Annotated in this window: 23 protein-coding genes and 1 pseudogene; 9 read left to right on the top strand and 15 right to left on the bottom strand. The window is 59.3% G+C overall.

The genetic code is table 11. The features are described from left to right. Positions 1 to 45: 45 nt before the first annotated feature. Positions 46 to 2,454 carry an endopeptidase La gene (gene lon / locus ACZ1HH_RS04030; RefSeq protein ID WP_472635932.1) on the bottom strand — a complete coding sequence of 803 codons (2,409 nt, stop codon included), beginning with the start codon at positions 2,452 to 2,454 and terminating at the stop codon, positions 46 to 48. A gap of 312 nt (positions 2,455 to 2,766) precedes the next feature. Then, positions 2,767 to 3,766 (bottom strand): annotated as a pseudogene (locus ACZ1HH_RS04025) (oxidoreductase). Between the two features lie 324 nt (positions 3,767 to 4,090). Between ACZ1HH_RS04025 and ACZ1HH_RS04020 the strand changes: the two are divergent. The 3 genes from ACZ1HH_RS04020 to ACZ1HH_RS04010 all read left to right on the top strand — a co-directional run bounded on the left by ACZ1HH_RS04020 (position 4,091) and on the right by ACZ1HH_RS04010 (position 4,965). After that, complete coding sequence (locus tag ACZ1HH_RS04020; protein ID WP_472635931.1) at positions 4,091 to 4,366, top strand: hypothetical protein; 276 nt, start codon at positions 4,091 to 4,093, stop codon at positions 4,364 to 4,366. Position 4,367: 1 nt separating this feature from the next. After that, the gene (locus tag ACZ1HH_RS04015) at positions 4,368 to 4,562 is read left to right on the top strand and encodes a hypothetical protein (RefSeq protein WP_472635930.1); all 195 of its coding nucleotides are present in this window, start codon (positions 4,368 to 4,370) and stop codon (positions 4,560 to 4,562) included. Between the two features lie 106 nt (positions 4,563 to 4,668). Further along, positions 4,669 to 4,965, top strand: a complete 297-nt coding sequence (locus ACZ1HH_RS04010; protein ID WP_472635929.1) for a hypothetical protein — start codon at positions 4,669 to 4,671, stop codon at positions 4,963 to 4,965. Between the two features lie 123 nt (positions 4,966 to 5,088). Here ACZ1HH_RS04010 and tgt read toward each other — a convergent pair whose 3' ends face one another. Beyond that, complete coding sequence (gene tgt / locus ACZ1HH_RS04005) at positions 5,089 to 6,219, bottom strand: tRNA guanosine(34) transglycosylase Tgt (protein ID WP_472635928.1); 1,131 nt, start codon at positions 6,217 to 6,219, stop codon at positions 5,089 to 5,091. Between the two features lie 70 nt (positions 6,220 to 6,289). Here tgt and rimK point away from each other — a divergent pair, with 70 nt between their 5' ends. The 6 genes from rimK (at position 6,290) to tpiA (ending at position 10,866) form a co-directional block, all read left to right on the top strand. Then, positions 6,290 to 7,705 (top strand): 30S ribosomal protein S6--L-glutamate ligase, encoded by a 1,416-nt coding sequence (rimK, locus tag ACZ1HH_RS04000; RefSeq protein WP_011538114.1) that lies wholly within the window; start codon positions 6,290 to 6,292, stop codon positions 7,703 to 7,705. Between the two features lie 90 nt (positions 7,706 to 7,795). Next, positions 7,796 to 8,683, top strand: a complete 888-nt coding sequence (locus ACZ1HH_RS03995) for an SPFH domain-containing protein (protein ID WP_472635927.1) — start codon at positions 7,796 to 7,798, stop codon at positions 8,681 to 8,683. Continuing rightward, on the top strand, positions 8,683 to 8,955 hold the full coding sequence (locus tag ACZ1HH_RS03990; RefSeq protein WP_416368122.1) for a hypothetical protein: 273 nt from the start codon (positions 8,683 to 8,685) through the stop codon (positions 8,953 to 8,955). Before ACZ1HH_RS03995 ends, ACZ1HH_RS03990 begins: the two co-directional genes overlap by 1 nt. Positions 8,956 to 9,128: 173 nt before the next feature. Next, positions 9,129 to 9,491 carry an SUF system Fe-S cluster assembly protein gene (locus ACZ1HH_RS03985; RefSeq protein ID WP_011538111.1) on the top strand — a complete coding sequence of 121 codons (363 nt, stop codon included), beginning with the start codon at positions 9,129 to 9,131 and terminating at the stop codon, positions 9,489 to 9,491. A 133-nt stretch (positions 9,492 to 9,624) separates the two neighbouring features. After that, entirely contained in the window at positions 9,625 to 9,978 is a 354-nt protein-coding gene (locus ACZ1HH_RS03980) for a HesB/IscA family protein (RefSeq protein ID WP_011538110.1), read from the top strand. A gap of 147 nt (positions 9,979 to 10,125) precedes the next feature. Continuing rightward, positions 10,126 to 10,866, top strand: coding sequence for a triose-phosphate isomerase (gene tpiA / locus ACZ1HH_RS03975; protein WP_472635926.1), 741 nt, complete (start codon positions 10,126 to 10,128; stop codon positions 10,864 to 10,866). 272 nt (positions 10,867 to 11,138) lie between these two features. On the opposite strand, the gene ACZ1HH_RS03970 is transcribed toward tpiA, so the two are convergent. The 12 genes from ACZ1HH_RS03970 to nuoH all read right to left on the bottom strand — a co-directional run bounded on the left by ACZ1HH_RS03970 (position 11,139) and on the right by nuoH (position 22,694). Next, the gene (locus ACZ1HH_RS03970; protein WP_487320388.1) at positions 11,139 to 12,806 is read right to left on the bottom strand and encodes a ribonuclease J; all 1,668 of its coding nucleotides are present in this window, start codon (positions 12,804 to 12,806) and stop codon (positions 11,139 to 11,141) included. Continuing rightward, positions 12,803 to 13,585 carry a type III pantothenate kinase gene (locus tag ACZ1HH_RS03965; protein WP_011538107.1) on the bottom strand — a complete coding sequence of 261 codons (783 nt, stop codon included), beginning with the start codon at positions 13,583 to 13,585 and terminating at the stop codon, positions 12,803 to 12,805. Before ACZ1HH_RS03965 ends, ACZ1HH_RS03970 begins: the two co-directional genes overlap by 4 nt. 14 nt (positions 13,586 to 13,599) lie before the next feature. After that, complete coding sequence (locus ACZ1HH_RS03960) at positions 13,600 to 14,349, bottom strand: biotin--[acetyl-CoA-carboxylase] ligase (protein WP_011538106.1); 750 nt, start codon at positions 14,347 to 14,349, stop codon at positions 13,600 to 13,602. An 88-nt stretch (positions 14,350 to 14,437) separates the two neighbouring features. Then, positions 14,438 to 15,874 (bottom strand): NADH-quinone oxidoreductase subunit NuoN, encoded by a 1,437-nt coding sequence (gene nuoN / locus ACZ1HH_RS03955; protein WP_011538105.1) that lies wholly within the window; start codon positions 15,872 to 15,874, stop codon positions 14,438 to 14,440. Positions 15,875 to 15,886: 12 nt separating this feature from the next. Further along, positions 15,887 to 17,452, bottom strand: a complete 1,566-nt coding sequence (locus ACZ1HH_RS03950) for an NADH-quinone oxidoreductase subunit M (RefSeq protein ID WP_472635925.1) — start codon at positions 17,450 to 17,452, stop codon at positions 15,887 to 15,889. Beyond that, positions 17,452 to 19,572, bottom strand: a complete 2,121-nt coding sequence (gene nuoL, locus ACZ1HH_RS03945) for an NADH-quinone oxidoreductase subunit L (protein ID WP_472635924.1) — start codon at positions 19,570 to 19,572, stop codon at positions 17,452 to 17,454. The genes ACZ1HH_RS03950 and nuoL overlap by 1 nt, the downstream gene beginning before the upstream one ends. A 5-nt stretch (positions 19,573 to 19,577) precedes the next feature. Continuing rightward, the gene (gene nuoK, locus ACZ1HH_RS03940; RefSeq protein ID WP_011538102.1) at positions 19,578 to 19,883 is read right to left on the bottom strand and encodes an NADH-quinone oxidoreductase subunit NuoK; all 306 of its coding nucleotides are present in this window, start codon (positions 19,881 to 19,883) and stop codon (positions 19,578 to 19,580) included. A gap of 14 nt (positions 19,884 to 19,897) precedes the next feature. Continuing rightward, the gene (locus tag ACZ1HH_RS03935) at positions 19,898 to 20,500 is read right to left on the bottom strand and encodes an NADH-quinone oxidoreductase subunit J (RefSeq protein WP_011538101.1); all 603 of its coding nucleotides are present in this window, start codon (positions 20,498 to 20,500) and stop codon (positions 19,898 to 19,900) included. Next, positions 20,497 to 20,907 carry a carboxymuconolactone decarboxylase family protein gene (locus ACZ1HH_RS03930; protein ID WP_005624621.1) on the bottom strand — a complete coding sequence of 137 codons (411 nt, stop codon included), beginning with the start codon at positions 20,905 to 20,907 and terminating at the stop codon, positions 20,497 to 20,499. Before ACZ1HH_RS03930 ends, ACZ1HH_RS03935 begins: the two co-directional genes overlap by 4 nt. Then, positions 20,904 to 21,164 (bottom strand): hypothetical protein, encoded by a 261-nt coding sequence (locus ACZ1HH_RS03925; RefSeq protein ID WP_472635923.1) that lies wholly within the window; start codon positions 21,162 to 21,164, stop codon positions 20,904 to 20,906. The genes ACZ1HH_RS03930 and ACZ1HH_RS03925 overlap by 4 nt, the downstream gene beginning before the upstream one ends. After that, positions 21,161 to 21,655, bottom strand: coding sequence for an NADH-quinone oxidoreductase subunit NuoI (nuoI, locus tag ACZ1HH_RS03920; RefSeq protein ID WP_011538099.1), 495 nt, complete (start codon positions 21,653 to 21,655; stop codon positions 21,161 to 21,163). Before nuoI ends, ACZ1HH_RS03925 begins: the two co-directional genes overlap by 4 nt. A 1-nt stretch (position 21,656) precedes the next feature. Next, positions 21,657 to 22,694: an NADH-quinone oxidoreductase subunit NuoH gene (gene nuoH / locus ACZ1HH_RS03915; protein ID WP_416368117.1), complete on the bottom strand. Its 1,038-nt coding sequence runs from the start codon at positions 22,692 to 22,694 to the stop codon at positions 21,657 to 21,659.

Below are 22,694 nucleotides of genomic sequence, written 5' to 3'. Positions count from 1 at the left end.
CCGATACCGGGACGCCTTCAATCAATATCGGCTCACCGCAGATCTTTAGTGCGCCGTTGCCCCGCTTGCGTCGCCACCCTTGAGCGCAGCGGCAGCGGCGGCGGCCTCTTCAGCCTCCTCGTCCCACTCGATCGCTTCAGGCTGGCTCACCAATGCATGCTTAAGAACCTCGGAGACGTGATCGACCGCGATGATTTCCAGCCCTTCTTTCACGTTGTCCGGGATCTCCGGCAGGTCTTTTTCGTTCTCCTTGGGGATGAGAACGGTCTTGATACCACCTCGCAGGGCTGCGAGCAGTTTTTCTTTCAGCCCCCCGATGGCGAGGGCATTGCCGCGCAGCGTAACCTCGCCGGTCATGGCGATATCCTTGCGCACAGGAATTCCTGTCAGCACCGACACGATGGAGGTCACCATCGCCAGACCTGCCGAGGGACCATCCTTGGGTGTTGCCCCCTCAGGGACGTGAACGTGGATGTCCCATTTGTCAAAGCGCGGTGGTTTGATGCCCAGACGCGGTGAGACGGAGCGCACGTAAGAACTTGCCGCCTCAATGGATTCTTTCATCACATCGCCCAGCTTACCGGTGGTTTTCATCCGGCCCTTGCCCGGCAGGCGCAGCGCCTCGATGGACAAGAGTTCACCGCCAACGGAGGTATAGGCAAGCCCGGTGACCACACCAACCTGATCCTCAAGCTCTGCAAGACCATAACGATATTTTGCAACACCCAGAAAATCCCCGAGGTTTTCAGGGGTGACCTTCACGCTTTCGGTCTCCTTCTTGACGATGGAGGTCAGCGCCTTGCGGGCCACTTTGGCGATTTCACGCTCGAGGTTCCGAACGCCCGCCTCGCGAGTATAGGTGCGGATGATCTCGGTGAGGGCCTCATCGGTCAGCTCGAATTCCTTAGCTTTGAGGCCGTGGTTCTTCACCTGCTTGGAAATCAGGTGCTGCTTGGAAATCTCGCGTTTCTCGTCCTCGGTGTAGCCGGAGAGCGGAATGATCTCCATCCGGTCCAAGAGCGGGCCCGGCATGTTGTAGCTGTTCGAGGTGGTCAGGAACATCACGTTCGAGAGGTCATATTCGACCTCAAGATAGTGATCCACAAAGGTGGAATTCTGTTCCGGATCAAGCACTTCAAGCATCGCAGAAGCCGGGTCCCCACGGAAGTCCTGGCCCATCTTGTCGATCTCGTCGAGCAGAATGAGCGGGTTCGTCGTCTTGGCCTTTTTCAGCGCCTGAATAATCTTGCCCGGCATGGAGCCGATGTAGGTCCGGCGGTGGCCGCGGATCTCGGACTCGTCGCGCACGCCACCCAAAGAAATCCGGATGAACTCGCGGCCCGTCGCCTTGGCCACGGATTTGCCCAGCGAGGTTTTACCCACGCCCGGAGGGCCAACAAGGCACAGGATCGGACCTTTGAGTTTGGCAGAACGCTGCTGAACCGCGAGATATTCGACGATGCGCTCCTTCACCTTTTCAAGGCCATAGTGGTCCTTGTCGAGGATGTCCTGCGCGCGCCCAAGGTCTTTTTTGACGCGGGATTTGGTGCCCCACGGGATCGACAGCATCCAGTCAAGATAGTTGCGCACGACTGTGGCCTCGGCCGACATCGGCGACATGTTCTTGAGCTTCTTGATCTCGGCATCGGCCTTTTCACGGGCCTCTTTCGAGAGCTTTGTGCCTTCGATCTTTTCTTCGAGTTCGGCAATTTCGCCAGCGCCATCCTCGCCGTCGCCCAGCTCCTTCTGAATGGCTTTCATCTGCTCATTCAGGTAGTATTCTCGCTGGGTCTTCTCCATCTGCGTCTTGACGCGGGTCTTGATCTTTTTCTCGACCTGCAGCACCGAGAGTTCGGACTGCATCAGGGCATAGACCTTCTCCAGACGTTCGCTGATCGGGAGCGTCTCAAGCAGTTCCTGCTTGCGCTCGACCTCAATGCCCAAGTGACCGGCCACGAGGTCCGCCAGCTTTGCAGGTTCGGTGGTTTCACCCACGGCTGTCAGGGCTTCCTCGGGGATGTTCTTGCGCACTTTGGCGTAGCGCTCGAACTCATCGCCGACCGCGCGCAAGAGCGCCTCGGTGGTGGTCACATCGCCCGGCATCTCCGACAGTGCCTCGGCGCGCGCCTCAAAGAAGGTCTCATTGTCCAGAAACTCGGTGATCTTCACCCGCTGGTGGCCCTCGACGAGCACCTTCACGGTACCGTCGGGCAGTTTCAGCAGTTGCAGAACATTGGCCAGCACGCCGGTGCGGTAGATACCGTCCTGATCCGGGTCGTCCTCAGAGGGGTCGATCTGGCTGGACAAGAGGATCTGCTTGTCATCGGACATGACTTCTTCGAGGGCATGTACCGACTTCTCCCGGCCCACAAACAGCGGCACGATCATGTGGGGAAAGACCACAATGTCGCGCAGCGGCAGTACGGGGTAGGAGGAATTGAGAGGCTCTTGCATACTCGGTCCTTTTTCTTAGCAAGACGGCCAGGCCCCGATTTATCGGCAACCGCGGTCGTCTCCTTACTCGGATTATCTATCTGGTCAGGCGGGCCGAGATATTCAACCGCCCTGCCTCAAACGTTGTCTACCAGAATGCCTCGTGCATGATCTGACCACAAGGGCGCAAATGGTGAAACGGTGAGCAAAGCCCTAACATCGTCAGCCCACGCCGTTCAGTCGCCAATAAGCAGGCATAAATCGCGTTGATCTGCAGGTTGGTTTCCCCTCCCCGATAGTTAAACCTAATGTGATCTGGCCACAGGTCGAGACCTATTCCGCCGCCTGAAGTTCCAGCGTTGGGTCGTCAGTGAATCCGTTGTCGCCGCCGCCACAAAAGGTAGCTTGATCGCCTTCTACCAAGGGAGCGTCCGCCTTCAGGCACGCCACCAGATCCGGGTTCGAGATGAAAGGCCGCCAGATCCACCGCGCCGCTTTTGGCCCGGGCCAGGGCCGCCTCGCGGTCATAGCCGTTATTGGCCATATAGGTTCCGGTATAAAGCTGGCGGAGGATCTCAAAATCCCCTACGCGCGCCACCGGTGTCGCCTCTGATCAGGTACAATCAGGCCAGACCATGGGTGTTCAGTCGTTCGATCAGCGGGGTGGAATGGGCCATGGGGGCGCTATCGAAGACATCGTGAACGCTGGCAAAGGGTGCCAGACGCACGGCAATGCGCCCCGGCTCCCAGACGGTGGCCAAGGCATCCAGAACCTCAAACAGCAAACGCGCCCGATTTTCTGCCGATCCGCCATAGGCATCGCTGCGGGTGTTGACCCTATCCTTTCGGAATTGCTCCAGCAAACAACCATTGGCGACATGCAACTCAACGCCGTCAAATCCTGCCTCTTTGGCGTATGTCGCGGCCTGAACGCGATCTTCGATCACGCGCTGAATACCTCCAACCGTCAGCGCCTCGGGCGTCGCGGTGGGTTCGAACCCGGCATGTGTGCTACGCCCAACGTGCCACAGCTGGATCACGATCTTGCCGCCCTTGGCATGCACCGCATCAGTGACCTTGCGCCAGGCAGCAGCCTGCGCGGCGGTGTGGATGCCGGCGGAGGGTGGATATACCCTTTGGCGTTGGTACTGATCTGGCTCCCTTCGGTGATGATCAGACCGGCGCTGGCGCGTTGGGCATGGCATTCGGCGTAACGCTCAAGCTCCTCTGCGGTGGTGTCACCGGCACGGTCGTGCTTCAGCGGTGCCATCACCGAGCGAGTTGTCAACTCAAGGGCACCGGCGGTTGTTTCGGCGAACAGTTTCTGGCCCACCGGGAGTATCCGTCGCTCAAGGTATACAGCATCAGGCGTATTGCTCCACTTGAACAGAGCATTCCCTGCGCCTCTCACCCCTCCAGCAACGAGAATGTTCAATCCCCGAAAAACCTGCGAAATCGCCCCTTCGACCCGCGGTCATGCAGGGGAACTTCGGGGCTGCCAGGTCATGTTTCAATCGATGCGAGGGGGCGTAGCTACGCGGGCACACGCCACCTAGAATTTCATCACGCAATATTGTTCAACCTGTTCATGTTTCAGTAAAACCACTCACCTTCTGCGAGAGGCACTAAAAAATTTAGATAACTACAGGTTTTGGATATGAAGAAAATTTCTCTCGTGGCACTGATGTGCTCGCTGTCTGCCTGTATGCAACATGAGCCGCTGGACACCCCGCCGGAGAGCGTGCGTTTTTCCAGCCGCATCGCACAACAAAATGTCAGGGAGTACGCCATTGTGGAAATTCGCACGTTGACGCAATCGGATGGCAAAACAGTTGAAGCCAATGGTGTGCCCTGCACGATCAACGGTATCGGCTATAGTGCCGGAACCGTGCGCCCCGCGCGGGTCTCGCTGCCCACTTATTTGGGCAACTGATGTGAACCAGAAAATTCCTGCCATCAACGCGACCGTTGAAAAAATCAACAATACGCAATCTTCCGGTGGTGGTTTGGCAGGCGCTCTTGCCGTTGCATTGGTGAAAGGTGTGATCAAGTCTTCTCGCGACGCCACCAATGACAAGTTCCGCTACCCGGGCCGGATCGAAGTGAACCTGCAGCCGGGTAAAAAGTGATGCGGCCAGCAGTTTGGCTGATCGCAGCGAGTTTGGGGCCAAGCGCATGCATCGCCCCGCTGCCCTTGCCGGAAGACGCAAAGACAATTGGTATTCAGGGGCTGCGATGGAACGTACAGAAGCCGTAGCCCTACGCACCGCTTTTGTTGCCGACAGCGCCGTCACTGAAATTGCCGGAGCCCCTTGCGAGATGCGGCAGGGCGCGGGGCAACATCATAAGGTGAAGACCCCGGCCAAACTCGCCTTTGATGTGACACCCGGCACACAGGAGACCATTACAGTACAATGTACTGCGGTTATCGGTGCGCGACAGCAAGTGGTGAAACGTGTGGTTCGTTTTGACAAAATCACGGAGCCACAAGAACGCGCCTATCCCAAAACGATTGGCGTCGTTTTCAGGTAATGTTCGCAGCTCAAGATTTCCGACAAAGCTAATACACGCATCACCACCCGGACCTCTTTTGCGGGTGGTGATGCGATATATGACACAGAATGTGTCAGCTTCTGACACCGACGAGGAATAGGCTCAGAGCGGCTCGATATCGCCCTGGGCGCGCGTCTCGTGGAACGTCTTCTGCCACGCCTCAAATGTGCCCGCTGCAATTGACTCCCGCATGCCAGCCATGATGTCTTGGAAGTAATGCAGGTTGTGCCATGTCAAAAGCATGCCGGAGATCATCTCGTTCGACCGGAACACGTGGTGCAGATAGGCGCGCGAATAATTGCTGCATGCCGGACAGCTGCAGTTCTCATCCAGCGGGCGCGGGTCGTCCTGATGGCGCGCATTCTTGATGTTGACCACGCCATGCCGGGTGAACGCCTGACCGGTGCGACCGGAGCGCGACGGCAATACGCAGTCCATCATGTCGATACCGCGCGCCACAGCGCCGACGATGTCATCAGGCTTGCCGACGCCCATAAGATAGCGCGGCTTATCAACCGGCAGCATGTCGGGCGCATAATCCAGACAGCCAAACATGGCCTCCTGCCCCTCGCCCACCGCAAGACCACCCACCGCGTAGCCATCAAAGCCAATCTTGGTGAGAGCTTCGGCGCTTTCCTCGCGGAAATCCTGTTCCAGCCCACCCTGCTGAATACCAAAGAGCGCATGTCCCGGCCGGTCGCCAAAGGCCTCGCGCGAGCGTTCCGCCCAGCGCATCGACAGACGCATGCTCTCGGCGATGCGATCCCGGTCGGCAGGCAGCGCGGGGCATTCGTCGAAACACATCACAATGTCAGAGCCCAGCAGTCGTTGAATCTCCATCGAGCGTTCCGGCGTCAGCTCGTGGCGCGACCCATCGATATGAGATTTGAACGTCACGCCTTTTTCGGTGAGCTTGCGCAGACCCGCGAGCGACATCACCTGAAACCCGCCGGAGTCGGTGAGGATCGGGCGGTCCCAGTTCATGAATTTGTGCAAGCCCCCCAGACGGTCGATCCGTTCGGCAGTCGGGCGCAGCATCAGGTGATAGGTATTGCCCAACAGAATGTCCGCTCCGGTTGCGCGCACGCTTTCGGGCATCATCGCCTTGACGGTCGCAGCAGTGCCTACCGGCATGAAAGCAGGGGTACGGATCTCGCCGCGTGGTGTATGGATTACACCCGTGCGTGCTTTGCCGTCCGTTGCTGTCATTTCAAAGTTGAAAAGCTCTGCCATCTCATGTTCCTGCATCAAACTCTGCACCGCGTGTGCGGTGATTCACCCCTAATGCCAAGGAGGCGTCCTCATGTCCACAGATGACCCGAACCAGAACCTACGTCTAGGCTGGGAGGAATGGGTCAGATTGCCCGAACTCGGCCTGCCCGCCCTGCGTGCAAAGGTCGATACCGGCGCTCGGACCTCGGCCCTTCACGCCACCGACATCGAGACCTTCGGCCCTGCGAAGGCCCCCAAGGTCCGCTTCACCGTGCATCCGATCCCGGGGCGCGATGACCTGCTGATCCCGTGTTCCGCTGCCATCAAAGACCGCCGCGAAGTAACATCATCCAATGGCGATCGCGAGATGCGCTATGTCATCGAGACCAACCTGGAAATCGGCGGTCAGGTCTGGCCAGTGGAAGTCACGCTGACGGATCGGCGCGGCATGGCGCTGCATATGCTACTGGGCCGTCAGGCGCTCACGGAGAATATCTCTGTGGTGCCGTCGGAACGCTACTGCCAGCCCGAACTTGACTATTCGGTCTATGCCACGCCCGCGATCCGAAAGAAGGCCCCCAACCGCGCGCTGCGCATTGCGGTTCTGAGCCGCGAAGACAACTACTCCACCCGCCGCCTGGTCGAGGAAGGCGAGCGGCGCGGCCATTCGGTTGAGGTGATCGACACGACGCGGTGCTACATGTCGATCAACGCACTCGCACCGGAGATCCACTATGATGGCAAACGCCTGCCGCGCTATGACGCGGTGATCCCCCGTATCGGCGCCTCGGTCACTCAATATGGCACCGCTCTGCTGCGCCAGTTCGAGACGCTTGGGACCTATTGCGTCAACGGCAGCGACGGCATCACTGCGAGCCGCGATAAGCTGCATGCCCATCAGATGCTGGCCCGCCACAAGATCGGCATGCCCGCCACCGCTTTTGCTGCCTCTCCCAAGGATACAAATGCCCTGATCGACATTGTTGGCGGCGCGCCCTTGATCGTGAAACTGCTGGAAAGCACCCAGGGCAAAGGCGTGGTGCTGGCCGAAACCAAGAAGGCCGCTGAATCCGTGATCACGGCTTTTCGCGGTCTCAAGGCCAACTTCCTCGTGCAGCAATTTGTCAAAGAGGCCGCAGGCGTCGATATTCGTTGCTTTGTCGTGGGCTCCAAAGTGGTGGCGGCGATGAAACGCTCCGGCGCGGAGGGCGACTTCCGCTCCAACCTGCATCTGGGCGGGAGCGCGGTTTCAGTGCGTATCACCAAAGAGGAACGCGCCACGGCCATCCGCGCCGCACGCTGCTTTGGCCTTGGTGTTGCAGGCGTTGATCTCTTGCGCTCAGAGACCGGCCCCAAGGTTCTGGAGGTCAATTCTTCGCCCGGTCTTGAGGGCATCGAGAAGACGTCGAAGAAAGACATTGCCGCCCTGATTCACGACGAGATCGAAGCCAATGTCCGTCCCACCCCGCTGCGCACGCGCAAGGCGCTGGGCGACGCCGCCGAATAGGCCATGCTACATCCCTGCGCCCTTTCCCCTTGACGCTCCGACGTTGAGGGGAAACCCTGCGCGCATCCTTTTTAGTCGCGGAATTTTCCTATGACAGAACAAGACATCATCAACGCCCTCTCCGGTGGGCTTATCTATATCGTGGCGGCGCTCTTTGTGATCCTGGTGATCCTCAAAGGCGTACGCATCGTGCCGCAATCGGAAAAATATGTAGTTGAGCGCTTTGGTCGCCTCAAATCCGTACTCGGCCCCGGCATCAACTTTATCGTTCCATTTCTGGATGTTGTGCGCCACAAGGTCTCCATTCTGGAGCGCCAGTTGCCCAACGCCAGCCAGGATGCGATCACCCGCGACAACGTGCTTGTGGAGATCGACACCTCGGTCTTTTACCGCATTCTTGAGCCTGAAAAGACGGTATATCGCATTCGCGACGTGGATGGCGCCATCTCCACCACTGTTGCAGGCATCGTACGCGCCGAGATCGGCAAGATGGATCTCGATGAGGTGCAATCCAACCGCTCGCAGCTGATCGGTGAAATCAAGCGCAGCGTTGAAAGTGCCGTGGACGACTGGGGCATCGAAGTGACCCGCGCCGAAATCCTCGACGTGAACCTTGATCAGGCGACCCGCGATGCGATGCTGCAGCAGCTCAATGCCGAACGCGCCCGCCGCGCCCAGGTCACCGAGGCCGAGGGCAAGAAACGCGCAGTCGAGCTGGCGGCAGATGCCGAGCTTTATGCTGCAGAGCAAACCGCCAAGGCACGCCGCATCGAAGCAGAGGCCGAGGCCTTTGCAACCCAGGTGGTCGCGCAGGCGATTGCCGACAACGGTCTTTCGGCGGCCCAGTATCAGGTCGCTCTCAAGCAGGTCGAGGCGCTCAATGCGCTGGGCAATGGCGATGGCAAACAGACCATCATCGTGCCAGCTCAGGCCATCGAGGCATTCGGTGACGCCTTCAAGATGCTAAAGGCAAAGTGATGGACGCTGTTTGGTCGCTGTGGTGGGTCTGGGGCGTGATCGCCCTCGGTCTCGCAATCGTCGAGATCCTCCTGCCCGGTTTCATCTTTCTCGGGTTTGCCATCGGGGCGGCAGCGGTTGCGGTGATCCTGCTCACACCGCTCAGCCTGACCTTGCCGGTGCTTTTGCTGGTCTTTGCGGTGTTGTCACTGGTGGCATGGCTGGGGCTCAGACGCATCTTCTCGCTCCCGAAAGGGCAAGTGAAGACCTTCGACACCGACATCAACGACTAACTCAACGGGCGCGGCGGAGCATTGCTGCCGGCGCGCCCTGCCCTCTTGCCGATTTTCGGCAACGCACTCCGCCCCCCTTCAAAACCACTGCACGCGCGTGAATCGACCGCGATCTCTGGACCCTGCCTGCAGGTTTCCCTATATAAAACCTCAGATAACTGACCGAGGCTTGAATGACTGACGCATCCGAACCGCTTGAAGGCACTCCGCTGATTGCGCCCTCCTCCGTGTCCCACGCGCTCTATGAGCCAGTGGTTGATGCCTGCCGTACTGTTTTTGACCCAGAGATCCCGGTCAACATCTATGATCTTGGGCTGATCTACACTGTTGAAATTTCTGATGAAAACGACGTCAAAATCATCATGACCCTGACCGCCCCTGGCTGTCCGGTGGCAGGCGATATGCCCGGCTGGATCGTCGATGCGGTCTCGCCCGTGCCCGGTGTCAAAAGCGTCGATGTGGAACTCACCTGGGAGCCGCCCTGGGGCATGGACATGATGTCGGATGAAGCCCGCCTGGAACTCGGGTTCATGTAACCATGACCTGCGCTCGCAGGATCGTGATCTGAGATCATGATATGAGACTGTTGCCTTTCCCTGACATCCGTGCCCCTTGATGGGCTGCGCCACCCCACCTAGGTTACAGGGCAACACACAACGGAGCACACCCATGTTCGCCATTCCCGGCAAGCAAGCTGTCACCATGACCCCCCGCGCCGCCGCGCAGATCTCCAAGCTGATGGAGAACGCAGGCCATGCCGGTCTGCGGATCGGCGTCAAGAAAGGCGGCTGTGCGGGCATGGAATACACAATGGAATATGTCGACGTCGCCGATCCGAACGATGAGGTGGTGGAGCAGGACGGCGCGCGGGTGCTGATCGCCCCGATGGCCCAGATGTTCCTCTTTGGCACCGAAATCGACTATGAGACGACGCTTCTTGAGTCGAGTTTCAAGTTCAACAACCCCAATGTGGCCGAAGCCTGTGGCTGCGGCGAGTCGATCAGTTTCAAGGTCGGCGAATAATACTGCCCCTTATTCTGACGAGACCCCAAAATAGGGTGGCTTCGCGCCGCCCTTTTTTAATGTCGCGTGTGGCGGTGATTGCTCGCCTCGCGCCCCGGTGCTACCACCTGTGGAGACACTTGATCAGAACAGGATTTGGGGGGCGACATGGCGCGCAAACTCGCGGCAGGCAACTGGAAAATGAACGGCACCGGCGAGCACCTCGCCGAACTTGAAAACCTTGCACAGGGTGATCTGCCGGAGGGCGTCGATGTGCTGATCTGCCCGCCCGCAACGCTCATCTCGCGCGCGGCCGACCGTGCCGGTGACATCGCAATTGGCGGGCAGGATTGCCACGCAAAGACGTCCGGCGCACATACTGGCGATCTGAGCGCTGACATGCTTCGGGATGCGGGGGCAACCTATGTGATCCTTGGCCACTCGGAACGCCGCGCCGATCACGGCGAAGGAGACGCGGATGTGCGCGCCAAGACCGAGGCCGCTCAGGCTGCGGGCCTTGTGGCCGTGGTTTGCATCGGTGAAACGCTCGAGGAGCGCGAGGCTGGCACCACCCTAGAGGTGGTTGGCGCGCAGCTCGCGGGCTCAGTGCCCGATGGTGTCACGGCGGAGAACACAGTTGTCGCCTATGAACCCGTCTGGGCCATCGGCACAGGCAAGGTTCCCACGCTCGATCAGATCGCTGAGGTGCATGACGCTCTGCGTGCAGATCTGGTGGCGCGCTTTGGTGCAGCGGGCAAGGACCTGCCACTGCTCTATGGTGGTTCCGTGAAACCAGGCAATGCAGCCGAGATCTTTGGGGTTTCCAACGTCGATGGCGCGCTTGTGGGTGGCGCCAGCCTAAAGGCTGCGGACTTCGGCCCCATCATTGCGGCCCTCGCCGCAAGCTGATCCCCCATAAAATGAGTCCGTCGCAAACGAGGTCGCGCAGGCCTTGTTTGCGGTCGCGCCCCACCTATCGATCAAATACGTGGGCCTCTGACCGGACCTCGTACATCCCATCACGCGCGCCCTGCATAAATAGCAGCATCGAGTGCAACACGCCTCCCACCCAGTTTGGGTGACAGGAGGCACAAAGCGCCTCGCCCTTCATCTTCTCAAAAATATCTCAGGGGTGAAGTGACCCGAAGGGGCACGAGGGGGCAGCGCCCCCTCTCCCACGATCAGCGCATCCGGCTGACGATCACGGTCACCTCAGGTTTCTTGCCGATCTCGGATTGCGACGTCTGACGCGCAATGCGCTTCAGTTCCTGCTCCAGCTTGTCGTCATCCTTGAGGGTCTTCTTGCCCGCACGCATCAGGAACTGGTTTAGATCCTCTTCCATGATCTCGGCGAGCGCGGCATTGGACTGACCGGTCTCGGCGAGGCCCTTAAGGTCCACCCAAGGTTCGCCCAGCGGTTCATCCTCTTCATCAAGAATGGCCGTGATCACCACATGACCATTGAGCGCCATACGAATACGGTCGCGCACGATGCCGTCCATGGCACCGATCTTGACCGAACCATCCAGATAGGTGCGGCCAGTGTCGATGTAGTCGGCCACCTTGGGTGCGTCGCCGGTGAGATCCATCATCATACCATTGACCGCAATCGCGGAGGCGATGCCCTTTTCTTCGCCGAGGCGCGCATGCTGGCGCAGGTGGCGGTGTTCGCCGTGCATCGGGATCAGGATCTTGGGCTTCACGATGTCATGCATCTGCTCAAGGTCGGGGCGGTTTGCGTGACCAGAAACGTGATAGAGACCAGAGCTGTCATCCACCACATCAACGCCCTTCTCGGAGAACTGGTTGATGATCCAGATCACGCCTTTTTCATTGCCGGGAATGGTCTTGGAGGAGAACAGGAACAGATCTCCCTCCTTGAGCTCCATGCCGCGATACTTGCCACGGGCCAGCTGCGCAGTCGCGGCGCGACGTTCGCCCTGCGATCCGGTGGTGATCAGCATGAGGTTTTCACGCGGAATATCTGCCGCTTCCTCGGGCTGGATCACCTTTGGAAAATCGCTCAGAACACCTGTCTCGATCGAGGCTTCGATCATGCGACGCATGGCCCGCCCCAAAAGCACAATCGAGCGCCCAGCCCGTTCGCCAGCCTGCGCCAGCGTTTTGACGCGCGCCACGTTGGAGGCAAAGGTCGTTGCCGCCACCATGCCAGAGGCCTCTGCGATCAGCTTGGTAATATTGTCGCCGAGCTCACTTTCGGAGCGGCCCGCATGCGGCGAGAACACATTGGTGGAATCGCACACCAGTGCCTGCACGCCATCTTTGGAAATCTCGGCCCAGAGGTCGGGATCAAAGGCTTCGCCCACGATGGGGTTGGCGTCCAGTTTGAAATCGCCGGTATGGATCACCCGGCCTGCCGGGCTGTCGATCACCAGCCCCCCCGACTCCGGGATCGAGTGCGAGATCGGCACCGCGCCGATGGTGAAGGGGCCGAGCTTTGTGACTTCGGGCCAGGGCGAGATCGTCACCACGGCGTCGGGGTCATGACCCTGCTCTTCCATCTTGCGACGGGCGATATTGGCGGTGAAAGCGCGCGCATAGACCGGCACATTGAGGCGGCTATAGAGATGCGCCACCGCACCGATGTGATCCTCGTGGGCGTGGGTGATGAAAATCCCCTCCAGCTGATCGGCGCGTTCCGCCAGCCAGCTGATGTCGGGCATGATCAGGTCCACGCCGGGGGTGGTGTCCATGTCGGGAAAGGCCACGCCCAGATCCACCAGGATCAGCCGTTCCTTGCCCGGCGCACCATAGCCGTAGACGTAGGCGTTCATGCCGATTTCGCCTGCCCCGCCGAGGGGCAAATAGATTAGTCTTTCACTGCTCATGCGTGATTACCGATATCCTTGTTATGCTCGTGGATGCGCCTCAGACCTTGCATGGTCAGGTCATCCTCATATGCGTCAAATAGATCTGCTGTCTGCTGGAAGAGCGGCGCCAGCCCGCCGGTTGATATGACTTTCATCGGCACACCGGATTCGGCCTTGATGCGATCGCAGATCTCGCGCACGAGGCCGACATAGCCCCAGAAGACGCCAGACTGCATGCAGGCCACCGTGTTGGTGCCGATGACATTCTGTGGTTTCGAAATGTCGACGTGTGGCAGCGCGGCGGCGGCATGGTGCAACGCCTCCAGGCTGAGGTTCACCCCCGGCGCGATGACTCCGCCCACATAGGCGCCGTCGGCGGCCACCACGTCGAATGTAGTTGCGGTTCCAAAATCGACGACGATCAGATCACCGCCATATTTTTCATACCCCGCGACCGTATTGACCAGCCGGTCCGGGCCGACGGTGGTACCTTCGTCGACGCGCACATCCACCGGAAGCGCGCATTCAGGTTTGCCCACCACCAGCGGGCGGGTGTTGAAGTAGCGGTCCGACAGAACGCGCAGGTTGAACACGACACGCGGCACGGTCGACGAGATAATCATATCCGTGATCTGCGCCTTGATGCCCTGCAGGTTCATCAAGGTGGAGAGCCAGACATAATACTGATCCGCCGTGCGCTGCCATTCGGTCGACGTGCGCCAGTGGCCGATCATCTGATCGCCATCCCAGAGCGCAAAAACCGTATTTGTATTTCCGCAATCAACCGCGAGAAGCATATACCCCGCCTCCGTCAGAAAAAGATGTCCGCTGCGGGGATGGTGACGATCCCCTTTGCGGTCTTGAGAACGAGGTTGCCCGCGTCGTCGATGGTTTCAAATGTGCCCGAGGTTTCCTCGCGCGCGGTGCGTGCGGTGATGACCTCGCCCAGCTTGGCCGCGCGCGAAAGCCACAGCTCCCGGATCGGTCCGAACCCATATGTGGTGAACTGATCCTCATAGCGGGCAAATGCAAGAGCAAGCGCCGACAGAAACGTCTCCGGGTCGACGCGAACGCCGGTCTCGGATTGTAGAGACACGGGCCAGACCGCACCGGGTTCCAGCCATTCCTTCATCGGCGTCTCGGCCAGATTGACCCCGATCCCGATGGCGAGGTGATCCACACCGGATTTCACACCTGAGCTCTCAAGGAGGATGCCCGCAAGCTTGCCGCCATTGAGCAGCACGTCATTGGGCCATTTGAGCGCAAGCCCAGTGGTGCGGCCGGTGACGGTCTCTACGGCGTCATAGAGCGCCAGAGCCGCCACAAAACTGCGTAGCGCGATCTGGTCGGGTGCGCCTTCCGGGCGATAGACCAGCGTGCCTGCAAAGTTCCCCTTAGGGTCGGTCCAGGCACGGCCCCGCCGCCCACGCCCCTTGGTCTGGCGCAGGGCAAGGATCCACTCTGGCCCGCTCAGTGCGGGCGCGAGGCGGGCCGCTTCATCCAAGGTGCTGTCAACTTCGGCCAGCACCCGGCGCCCGTATCCGATTGGCCAATCTGTCATGCGCGCCCCTTTAGCACCCGGTTTCGCAAAAGGCAAAAGGCCCGGTCGCGTTGGACCGGGCCTTTGTGCAAAAACGTGATGCAGCGCATCAGTTGACCAGCATGGCCGCCGCCGAGGCCGCGGCCCCCTCGACACCAAAGGTGGTTACAACACCGACCAGCATCAAAGCCGCCCCAACCGTGAAGAAGGCGAGCAAGACAGGCGAGCGCGAAGTCTCCACATCGTCCCCTTCGGCACCGAAGTACATGAAGAAGACGATCCGCAGGTAGTAATAGGCCCCAATGACCGAGGCGATCACGCCCGCAATTGCAAGCCAGGCCATGTCGGCCTCGACTGCTGCGCGCAGCACGAAGAACTTGCCAAAGAAGCCAAGCATCGGCGGCACGCCCGCAAGCGAGAACAACAGCACCAGCATCCCAAGCGCACGACCAGGTTCGCGTTTGGCGTATTGGTTCAAGGCGCGAATGTCGGTGACCGGCTTGCCGTCGCGGTGCAGCATCATGATGAACGCAAAGGTACCGATGTTCATCGCCACATAAATCGACATGTAGATGAGAAGCGCCTGCACACCCAGCGCCGTGCCTGCGGCCAGACCGATGAGCGCATAGCCCATATGTGCAATCGACGAATAGGCCATCAGACGCTTGAGGTCGGTCTGCCCAATCGCCGCAACTGCGCCAAGGAACATCGACAGCACCGACAAGAGTGCGACAACCTGGCTCCAGTCCTCGATCGCATGGCCAAAGGCGTCGTGCAGCACGCGGGCAAAGAGACCCATCGCGGCGACTTTGGGCGCGGAGGCAAAGAACGCTGTGATCGGCGTCGGCGCGCCCTCGTAGACATCCGGGGTCCACATGTGAAACGGAACCGCAGAGACTTTGAACGCCATGCCCGAGATCAGGAAGACGATGCCGAACAAGAGGCCAATGGAGACCTCACCATGTTGGGCAACCTCGATGATACCGGCAAATTTGGTGGTGCCCGCAAAGCCATAGACCAGCGACGCGCCGTAGAGCAGCAGACCGGAGGAGAGCGCGCCAAGCACGAAATACTTGAGGCCCGCCTCGGTGGATTTGACGCTGTCACGACGCAGCGCAGCCACCACATAAAGCGCGAGCGATTGTAGCTCCAGCCCCATGTAAAGCGCCATCAGGTCGCCGGCAGAGACCATCACCATCATACCAATGACAGAAAGCGCGATCAGGATCGGATATTCGAACCGCAGCATGCCGCGTTTGGACATGTAGTCCTGCCCCATCACCATGACAGCGGCGGCAGAAAAGAGGATCGCGACCTTGGCAAAGCGCGCAAAGGCATCGTTGACGATCATGCCGTCGAACGCCTCGGTAGCGCCGGAACCGGAGGTTCCGATCCAGATACCCAGCACCACCATCAGCGCGGCGGTTACCCACACGAGCATCGGCGCCAGCTTGTCCTTGACGGTGTAGACAGCTCCGAGCAACGCCGCCATCGAGAAGACGGCGAGGATGATCTCGGGCAGGATCACGGAGAGATCAGCTTGCATCTCATCAGCTCCTTAGTGGGAATTGGTGGCGGCGACATCGACCTCGGCGGCATCCCAGAGGGGCCCCGCGTCGGCAACGGCCGTGTTGACGGATTGCACCAGCGCTTCGGTCGAGGGACCGATCACGTCAGTGACAACAGAAGGATAGACACCCAGAAGGAGCGTCATGACGATGAGCGGCGCAAAGATCCATTTCTCGCGGGCGTTCATGTCCTTGATTGCCTTCAGGCTCTCTTTGATCAGGTCGCCAAAAACCACCCGACGATAGAGCCAGAGCGCGTAACACGCCGAGAAGATCACACCGGTGGTGGCCACAAACGCAACCCAGGTGTTCTCCTGGAAGGCGCCCATCAAGGTCAGAAATTCGCCGACAAAGCCGGAGGTGCCGGGCAGACCGACGTTGCCCATGGTGAAGAACATGAACACAAGCGCGTAGGCTGGCATCCGGACCACAAGGCCACCGTAAGCGTCGATGTCGCGGGTGTGCATGCGATCATAGATCACGCCCACGCAGAGGAAGAGCGCCGCCGAGATGAAGCCGTGGCTGAGCATCTGGAAAATCGCACCATCCACACCCTGCTGGTTCGCCGCAAAGATACCCATGGTCACAAAGCCCATATGGGCGACCGAAGAATACGCGATCAGCTTTTTCATGTCTTCCTGCACCATCGCCACAAGCGAGGTGTAGACAATCGCAATCGCCGACATCCAGAGGATCACATCGGTCATCACCTCTGAGCCCACGGGGAACATCGGCAGGCTGAAACGCAGGAAGCCGTAGCCGCCCATCTTCAGCAGGATTGCCGCCAGTACCACGGAGCCCGCCGTCGGCGCCTGAACGTGCGCATCCGGCAACCAAGTGTGAACCGGCCACATTGGCATCTTCACCGCGAATGAGGCGAAGAAGGCGAGGAACAGCAGGGTCTGCATGCCGCCCAGCACGTGAATCCCGAGGAGGTCAAAGCTGGCGTAGGAGAACTCATGGCTAAGAAGCTTCACAATATCGGTGGTACCCGCATCGAAATACATGGCCACCATCGCCACCAGCATCAGCACCGAGCCAAAGAAGGTGTAGAGGAAGAATTTGAACGACGCGTAGATGCGGTCCTTGCCGCCCCAGATGCCGATGATGAGGAACATTGGGATGAGGCCAGCCTCGAAGAACAGGTAAAAGAGCACCATGTCGAGCGCCATGAACACGCCGAGCATCAGCGTCTCAAGCACCAGGAAGGCGATCATGTATTCCTTGACGCGGTTGGTCACGGACCAGCTGGCGAGGATCGTCAGCGGCATCACAAATGTCGTCAGCATCACGAACAGAACAGAGATGCCGTCGACGCCCATCTTGTACTTCAGCCCGAAGATCCAGTCCCGTTCCTCAACGAACTGAAAGCCCGTGTCGGAGGGATCGAACTGAAAATAGATGAACAGCGAGACGATAAAGGTGATCGAGGTGGCCATCAGCGCAACATATTTCGCGTTGCGCTGTGCGGCCTCGTCGTCTCCGCGCATCAACAGCGCCATCACGGCGGCCGCCAGTGCGGGAATGAAGGTTACGATGGAGAGAATATTGTCCATCAGTGCGATCCTCCGCCGATCGACATCCAGGTGACAAGGGCTGCGATCCCGAGCACCATCCAGAAGGCATAAGTGAAGATGTAACCGGACTGGGCCCGGCCAGCGAGACGAGTGAAGAAGGGCACAATCCCCATCGCCACGCCGTTGAGGAAGCCATCAATGGTCTTTCCGTCGCCCTTCTTCCAGAAGAAGCGGCCAAGCGCCAGAGCGGGTTTGACAAAGACCACGTTGTAAAGCTCGTCAAAATACCACTTGTTCTTGAGGAACAGGTAGAGCGGGCGCTGCTGCTGCGACAGGCGCTTGGGCAGCTCCGGGTTCACGATGTAGAACCAATAGGCCACGAGGAACCCGACAAGCATCGCCATGAAGGGCGAGGTTTTCACCCAATACGGAACCTTATGCGCGTCATCCAAAAGCGTATTGTCGGGCGCCATGTACAGCGCACCCTCGCCCGGCTCCCCGGCAAAGACATAGTGGTGCTCTGCCTCTTTATCACCGCCGCCATGGGATGCGTCAGCGCCGTGGTCGTCGGACGCGTGGTCATCGCCATGCGCCTCTGCAGAGGCCTCTGCATAAGGCACGCCGTAGAATTTCGCGACCTGGTCGGTGTGGCCGAAGAAGGATTTGTACCACAGCATCCCGGCAAAGATCGCCCCCAGCGCCAAGACGCCTAGCGGGATCAGCATGACCATCGGGCTCTCGTGTGCATGCTCGTGGGTATGCTTGTCTCCGCGCGGCTTGCCATAAAACGTCAGGAACATCAGGCGCCAGCTATAGAAGCTTGTGAACAGGGCGGCGATCACCAGCATCCAGAACCCATAGGCCGACCCGGCGGCATAAGCGCTCTCGACGATGGCGTCCTTGGAATGGAAGCCCGCAAAGCCGATCGGAATTTCGCCCAGCTTCATGATCCAGACCGGGACACCAACGCCGGTGATGGCGAGCGTGCCGATCATCATCGCCCAGAAGGTATAGGGGATCTTTTTGCGCAGGCCACCATAGTTCATCATGTCCTGCTCGTGATGCATGGCGTGGATCACGGAACCCGCGCCAAGGAACAGCATCGCCTTAAAGAAGGCGTGTGTGAACAGGTGGAACATCGCGGCCGAGTACATGCCCACACCTGCGGCGACAAACATGTACCCAAGCTGCGAACAGGTCGAATAGGCAATCACGCGCTTGATGTCGGTCTGAACCAGACCCACGGTTGCAGCAAAGAAGGCGGTGGTCGCACCGAGCACGGTGATAAAGGCAGTCGCTTCGGGAGCCACTTCCATCAGTGGCGACATGCGGCACACAAGGAACACGCCCGCCGTCACCATGGTTGCCGCGTGAATAAGTGCCGAAACCGGTGTCGGGCCCTCCATCGCGTCCGGCAGCCAGGTGTGCAGGATCAGCTGCGCCGATTTGCCCATCGCGCCAACAAACAGCAGGAAGGCAATCAGATTGGCCGCATTCCACTCTGTCCAGAGGAAGGACACGGACATCTCGGCCAGATCCGGCGTTGCCGCAAAGATGGTACCGAGGTTGATGCTGTCGGTGAGGAAGAACAGCGCAAAGATCCCGAGCGAGAACCCAAAGTCGCCCACACGGTTGACGATGAATGCTTTCATCGCCGCCGCGCCGGCAGAGGGCTTGCGGTAGTAGAAACCAATCAGCAGGTAAGACGCGACGCCCACGCCTTCCCAGCCGAAGAACATCTGCACGAGGTTGTCAGATGTGACCAGCATCAGCATGGCGAAGGTAAAGAACGACAGATACGCAAAGAAACGTGGCTTGTAGCTCTCGCCCTCTTTCCACTGCGGGTCGTGATCCATGTAACCAAAGGAATAGAGATGCACGAGTGCCGACACGGTGGTGATCACGATCAGCATGATCGCGGTCAGCCGGTCCAGGCGGATCGACCAGGAGGTCGAGAGGCTACCGCTCTCGATCCAGCGGAAGATCTCGATGATGCGGGTTTCGCCGTCAAAGCTGATGAAGACGATCCACGACAAGAGCGCCGTCAGGAACAAGAGGCCCGTGGCAGTCCACATGGCGGCTTTTTCACCGATGATCTTATGGCCAAAGCCGCAGATCACAGCCCCCACCAGAGGGGCAAAGAGGAGAATGGTTTCCATCTGGATTAGCCCTTCATCACGTTGATGTCTTCGACAGCGATGGTGCCGCGGTTGCGGAAGAAGCAGACGAGGATCGCCAGACCAATCGCGGCCTCAGCAGCGGCAACGGTCAGCACGAACAGCGTGAACACCTGCCCCACCAGATCCCCAAGGAACGACGAGAAGGCGACAAGGTTGATGTTCACCGCAAGCAGCATGAGTTCGATGCTCATCAACAGGATGATCACGTTCTTGCGGTTCAGAAAAAGCCCGAAGATGCCGATGACGAACAAGGTCGCCGCGACGGTCAGATAATGTTCAATTCCGATCATTGATCAAAGCCCCTTCAAAGCCCTTGGCCCGGTTTGATGTCCTTGAGCTCCATTGCCTTGGCCGGATCGCGATACATCTGGGCGAGCACGTCCTGACGCTTCACATCCTGGCGGTGGCGCAGGGTCAGAACGATGGCACCGATCATGGCCACCAGAAGGATCAGACCCGCCAGCTGGAACAGAAGGAAATATTGGTCATAAAGAATGAGGCCAAGCGCCTCGGTGTTGTGACGGTCCGTTGGGATCGGCTGGCTCAGGTTCTCGGCAACGCTATGCGCGCTCTCCCAGGACCCATAGGCGATCACGAACTGCATCAGGATCACCAGCCCGATCAACAGGGCCAGCGGCGTGTAGCGGGCCATCTCGGCCTTGAGCTCGGCAAAGTCCACGTCGAGCATCATCACGACAAAGAGGAACAGCACCGCGACCGCGCCCACGTAAACGATGACGAGCAACATGGCGACGAACTCCGCCCCCAATAGCACGAACAACCCGGCAGAAGAAAGAAATGCCAAAATGAGCCACAGCACCGAGTGCACCGGCTGGCGGCTGATCACTGTGAACAGCCCGCCGGTGATGGCGCTGATGGCGAAGAGGTAAAAGGCAAAAACGCTCATGTCTCATCGTCCCCTTTGTCGTCCATGACCTCCTGCGCCAAATCCATTGCGCGGGTCATGGCCGGAATGCCGGCAAAGACCGACATCTGTCCGATCGTTTCAACGATCTCTTGTTTCTTTGCGCCCGCCGCAAGAGCGTGGCGCACGGTCTGACGCACGGCCGTATCGGCCTGCGCGCCCTGCATGGTCAATCCCGCCAGCGTCAGCAGCAGGCGGGTTTTGGCATCAAGCCCGTCTTTGTTGACGGTGTTGCCGAACATCATCTCCATGACCTCTTTGGGCATGGTGGGCCACAGCGCCTCGAACCCCTTGGGAGAGAAACTCTCTAGCGCAGGATTGAGGGCCTTCGCCATCTCCTGCGCCTGGGCCATCATGGCTTCGAAAGGGTTTTTCGGCGTCTCGCTCATAGAACTCTCCCGTAGGGAAACACCACCGCGATAATTCCGATGACCACCATTGCCCAGCCGAGACGCGGTTTCTGGAACTCTTCGATGACGTTGTAAGCCAAGATGAGCCAGACTAAGGCACCGGTGCCGACAGCATAAATCGGCGCTTCCAGCACAAATTTCTCAGGGTCGTTATACCAGGTCCACGCCCTCGCAATTAGTAAAGGACTGAACCATAGAAGCCCTTTTAAGATAATATGTGCTGCTTTCAAGCTCATCTGTAGGGCGCATCCAGTTCAAGATTGCGGGCAATCTCGGCTTCCCAGCGCTCGCCATTCGCCAACAGCTTGTCCTTGTCATAGAACAGCTCCTCGCGGGTCTCGGTGGCGAATTCAAAATTCGGCCCCTCGACAATGGCGTCCACCGGGCAAGCCTCCTGGCAGAACCCGCAGTAGATGCATTTGGTCATGTCGATGTCATAGCGCGTGGTGCGGCGGCTGCCGTCTTCACGCGGTTCGGCATCGATAGTGATGGCCTGTGCCGGACATACCGCTTCGCATAGTTTGCAGGCAATGCAGCGCTCTTCGCCGTTGGGATAGCGACGCAACGCGTGCTCGCCGCGGAAACGCGGGCTGAGCGGGCCTTTTTCATGCGGGTAGTTGATCGTTGCCTTAGGGGCGAAGAAATACTTCAGCCCCAGCTTGAACCCCTGCCACACGTCTTGCAGCAGGAAGTATTTGGCAGCGCGGGTGTAGTCGATCTGGGTCATATCAGCCTCCTGTGCTCCAGCGTGCAAACGCACCCCAGAACCATTCGAAACGTGCGGCAAAGGCCACGAACACCACCCAGATCAGCGAGAACGGCAGGAAGACTTTCCAGCCCAGACGCATCAGCTGATCGTAGCGGTAGCGCGGGGTGATGGCTTTGACCATGGCAAAGAGGAAGAAGAAGAACGCCATCTTTGCGACCATCCACAGCGGGCTGTCCGGCAGGAACGGTACCGGCGAGAGCCAGCCGCCGAAAAACAGAAGCGAGGTGAGCGCGCACATCAGGAAGATGGCAATGTATTCACCGGCCATGAACAACAGGAACGGCGTCGAGGAGTACTCCACCTGGTAGCCTGCCACCAGTTCGGACTCCGCTTCGGGAAGGTCAAACGGCGGGCGGTTGGTTTCCGCAAGGCAGGAAATGAAGAACAGGAACACCATCGGGAAATGCGGCAGCCAGTACCAGTTGAAGAGGCCAGCATTGCCGTCCTGCGCGCGCACGATGTCGCCAAAGTTCATGGATCCCGTCGAGAGGATCACACCGATGATGATGAGGCCGATTGAGACCTCGTAGGAAATCATCTGCGCCGCCGACCGCAAGGAGCCGAGGAACGGATACTTGGAGTTCGACGCCCAGCCGCCCATGATGACGCCGTAAACCTCAAGCGAGGAGACCGCGAAGACATACAGGATGGCGACGTTGATGTCCGAAAGCACCCAAGTGTCGTTGAACGGGATCACCGCCCAGGCGATCATCGCCAGCACAAAGGAGGTGAGCGGCGCCAGAATAAATACGGTCCGGTCAGAGCCGGCCGGGATGACCACCTCTTTCACCACATATTTGAGCGCATCCGCGACGGTCTGCAAGAGACCGTAGACCCCAACCACGTTGGGGCCACGCCGCATCTGGACGGCGGCCCAGATCTTGCGGTCGCCGTAGACAAGGAACAGAAGCGAGATCATCACAAAGGCGACAACCGCCAGGGTCTGCGCCAGGATGATGACAGCAATGCCGCCTGGGGTGTTAAAGAATTCAGCCAT

Source organism: Epibacterium sp. HA2-3 (assembly GCF_055693725.2).
This window is presented reverse-complemented; position numbering and strand designations above follow the sequence as displayed.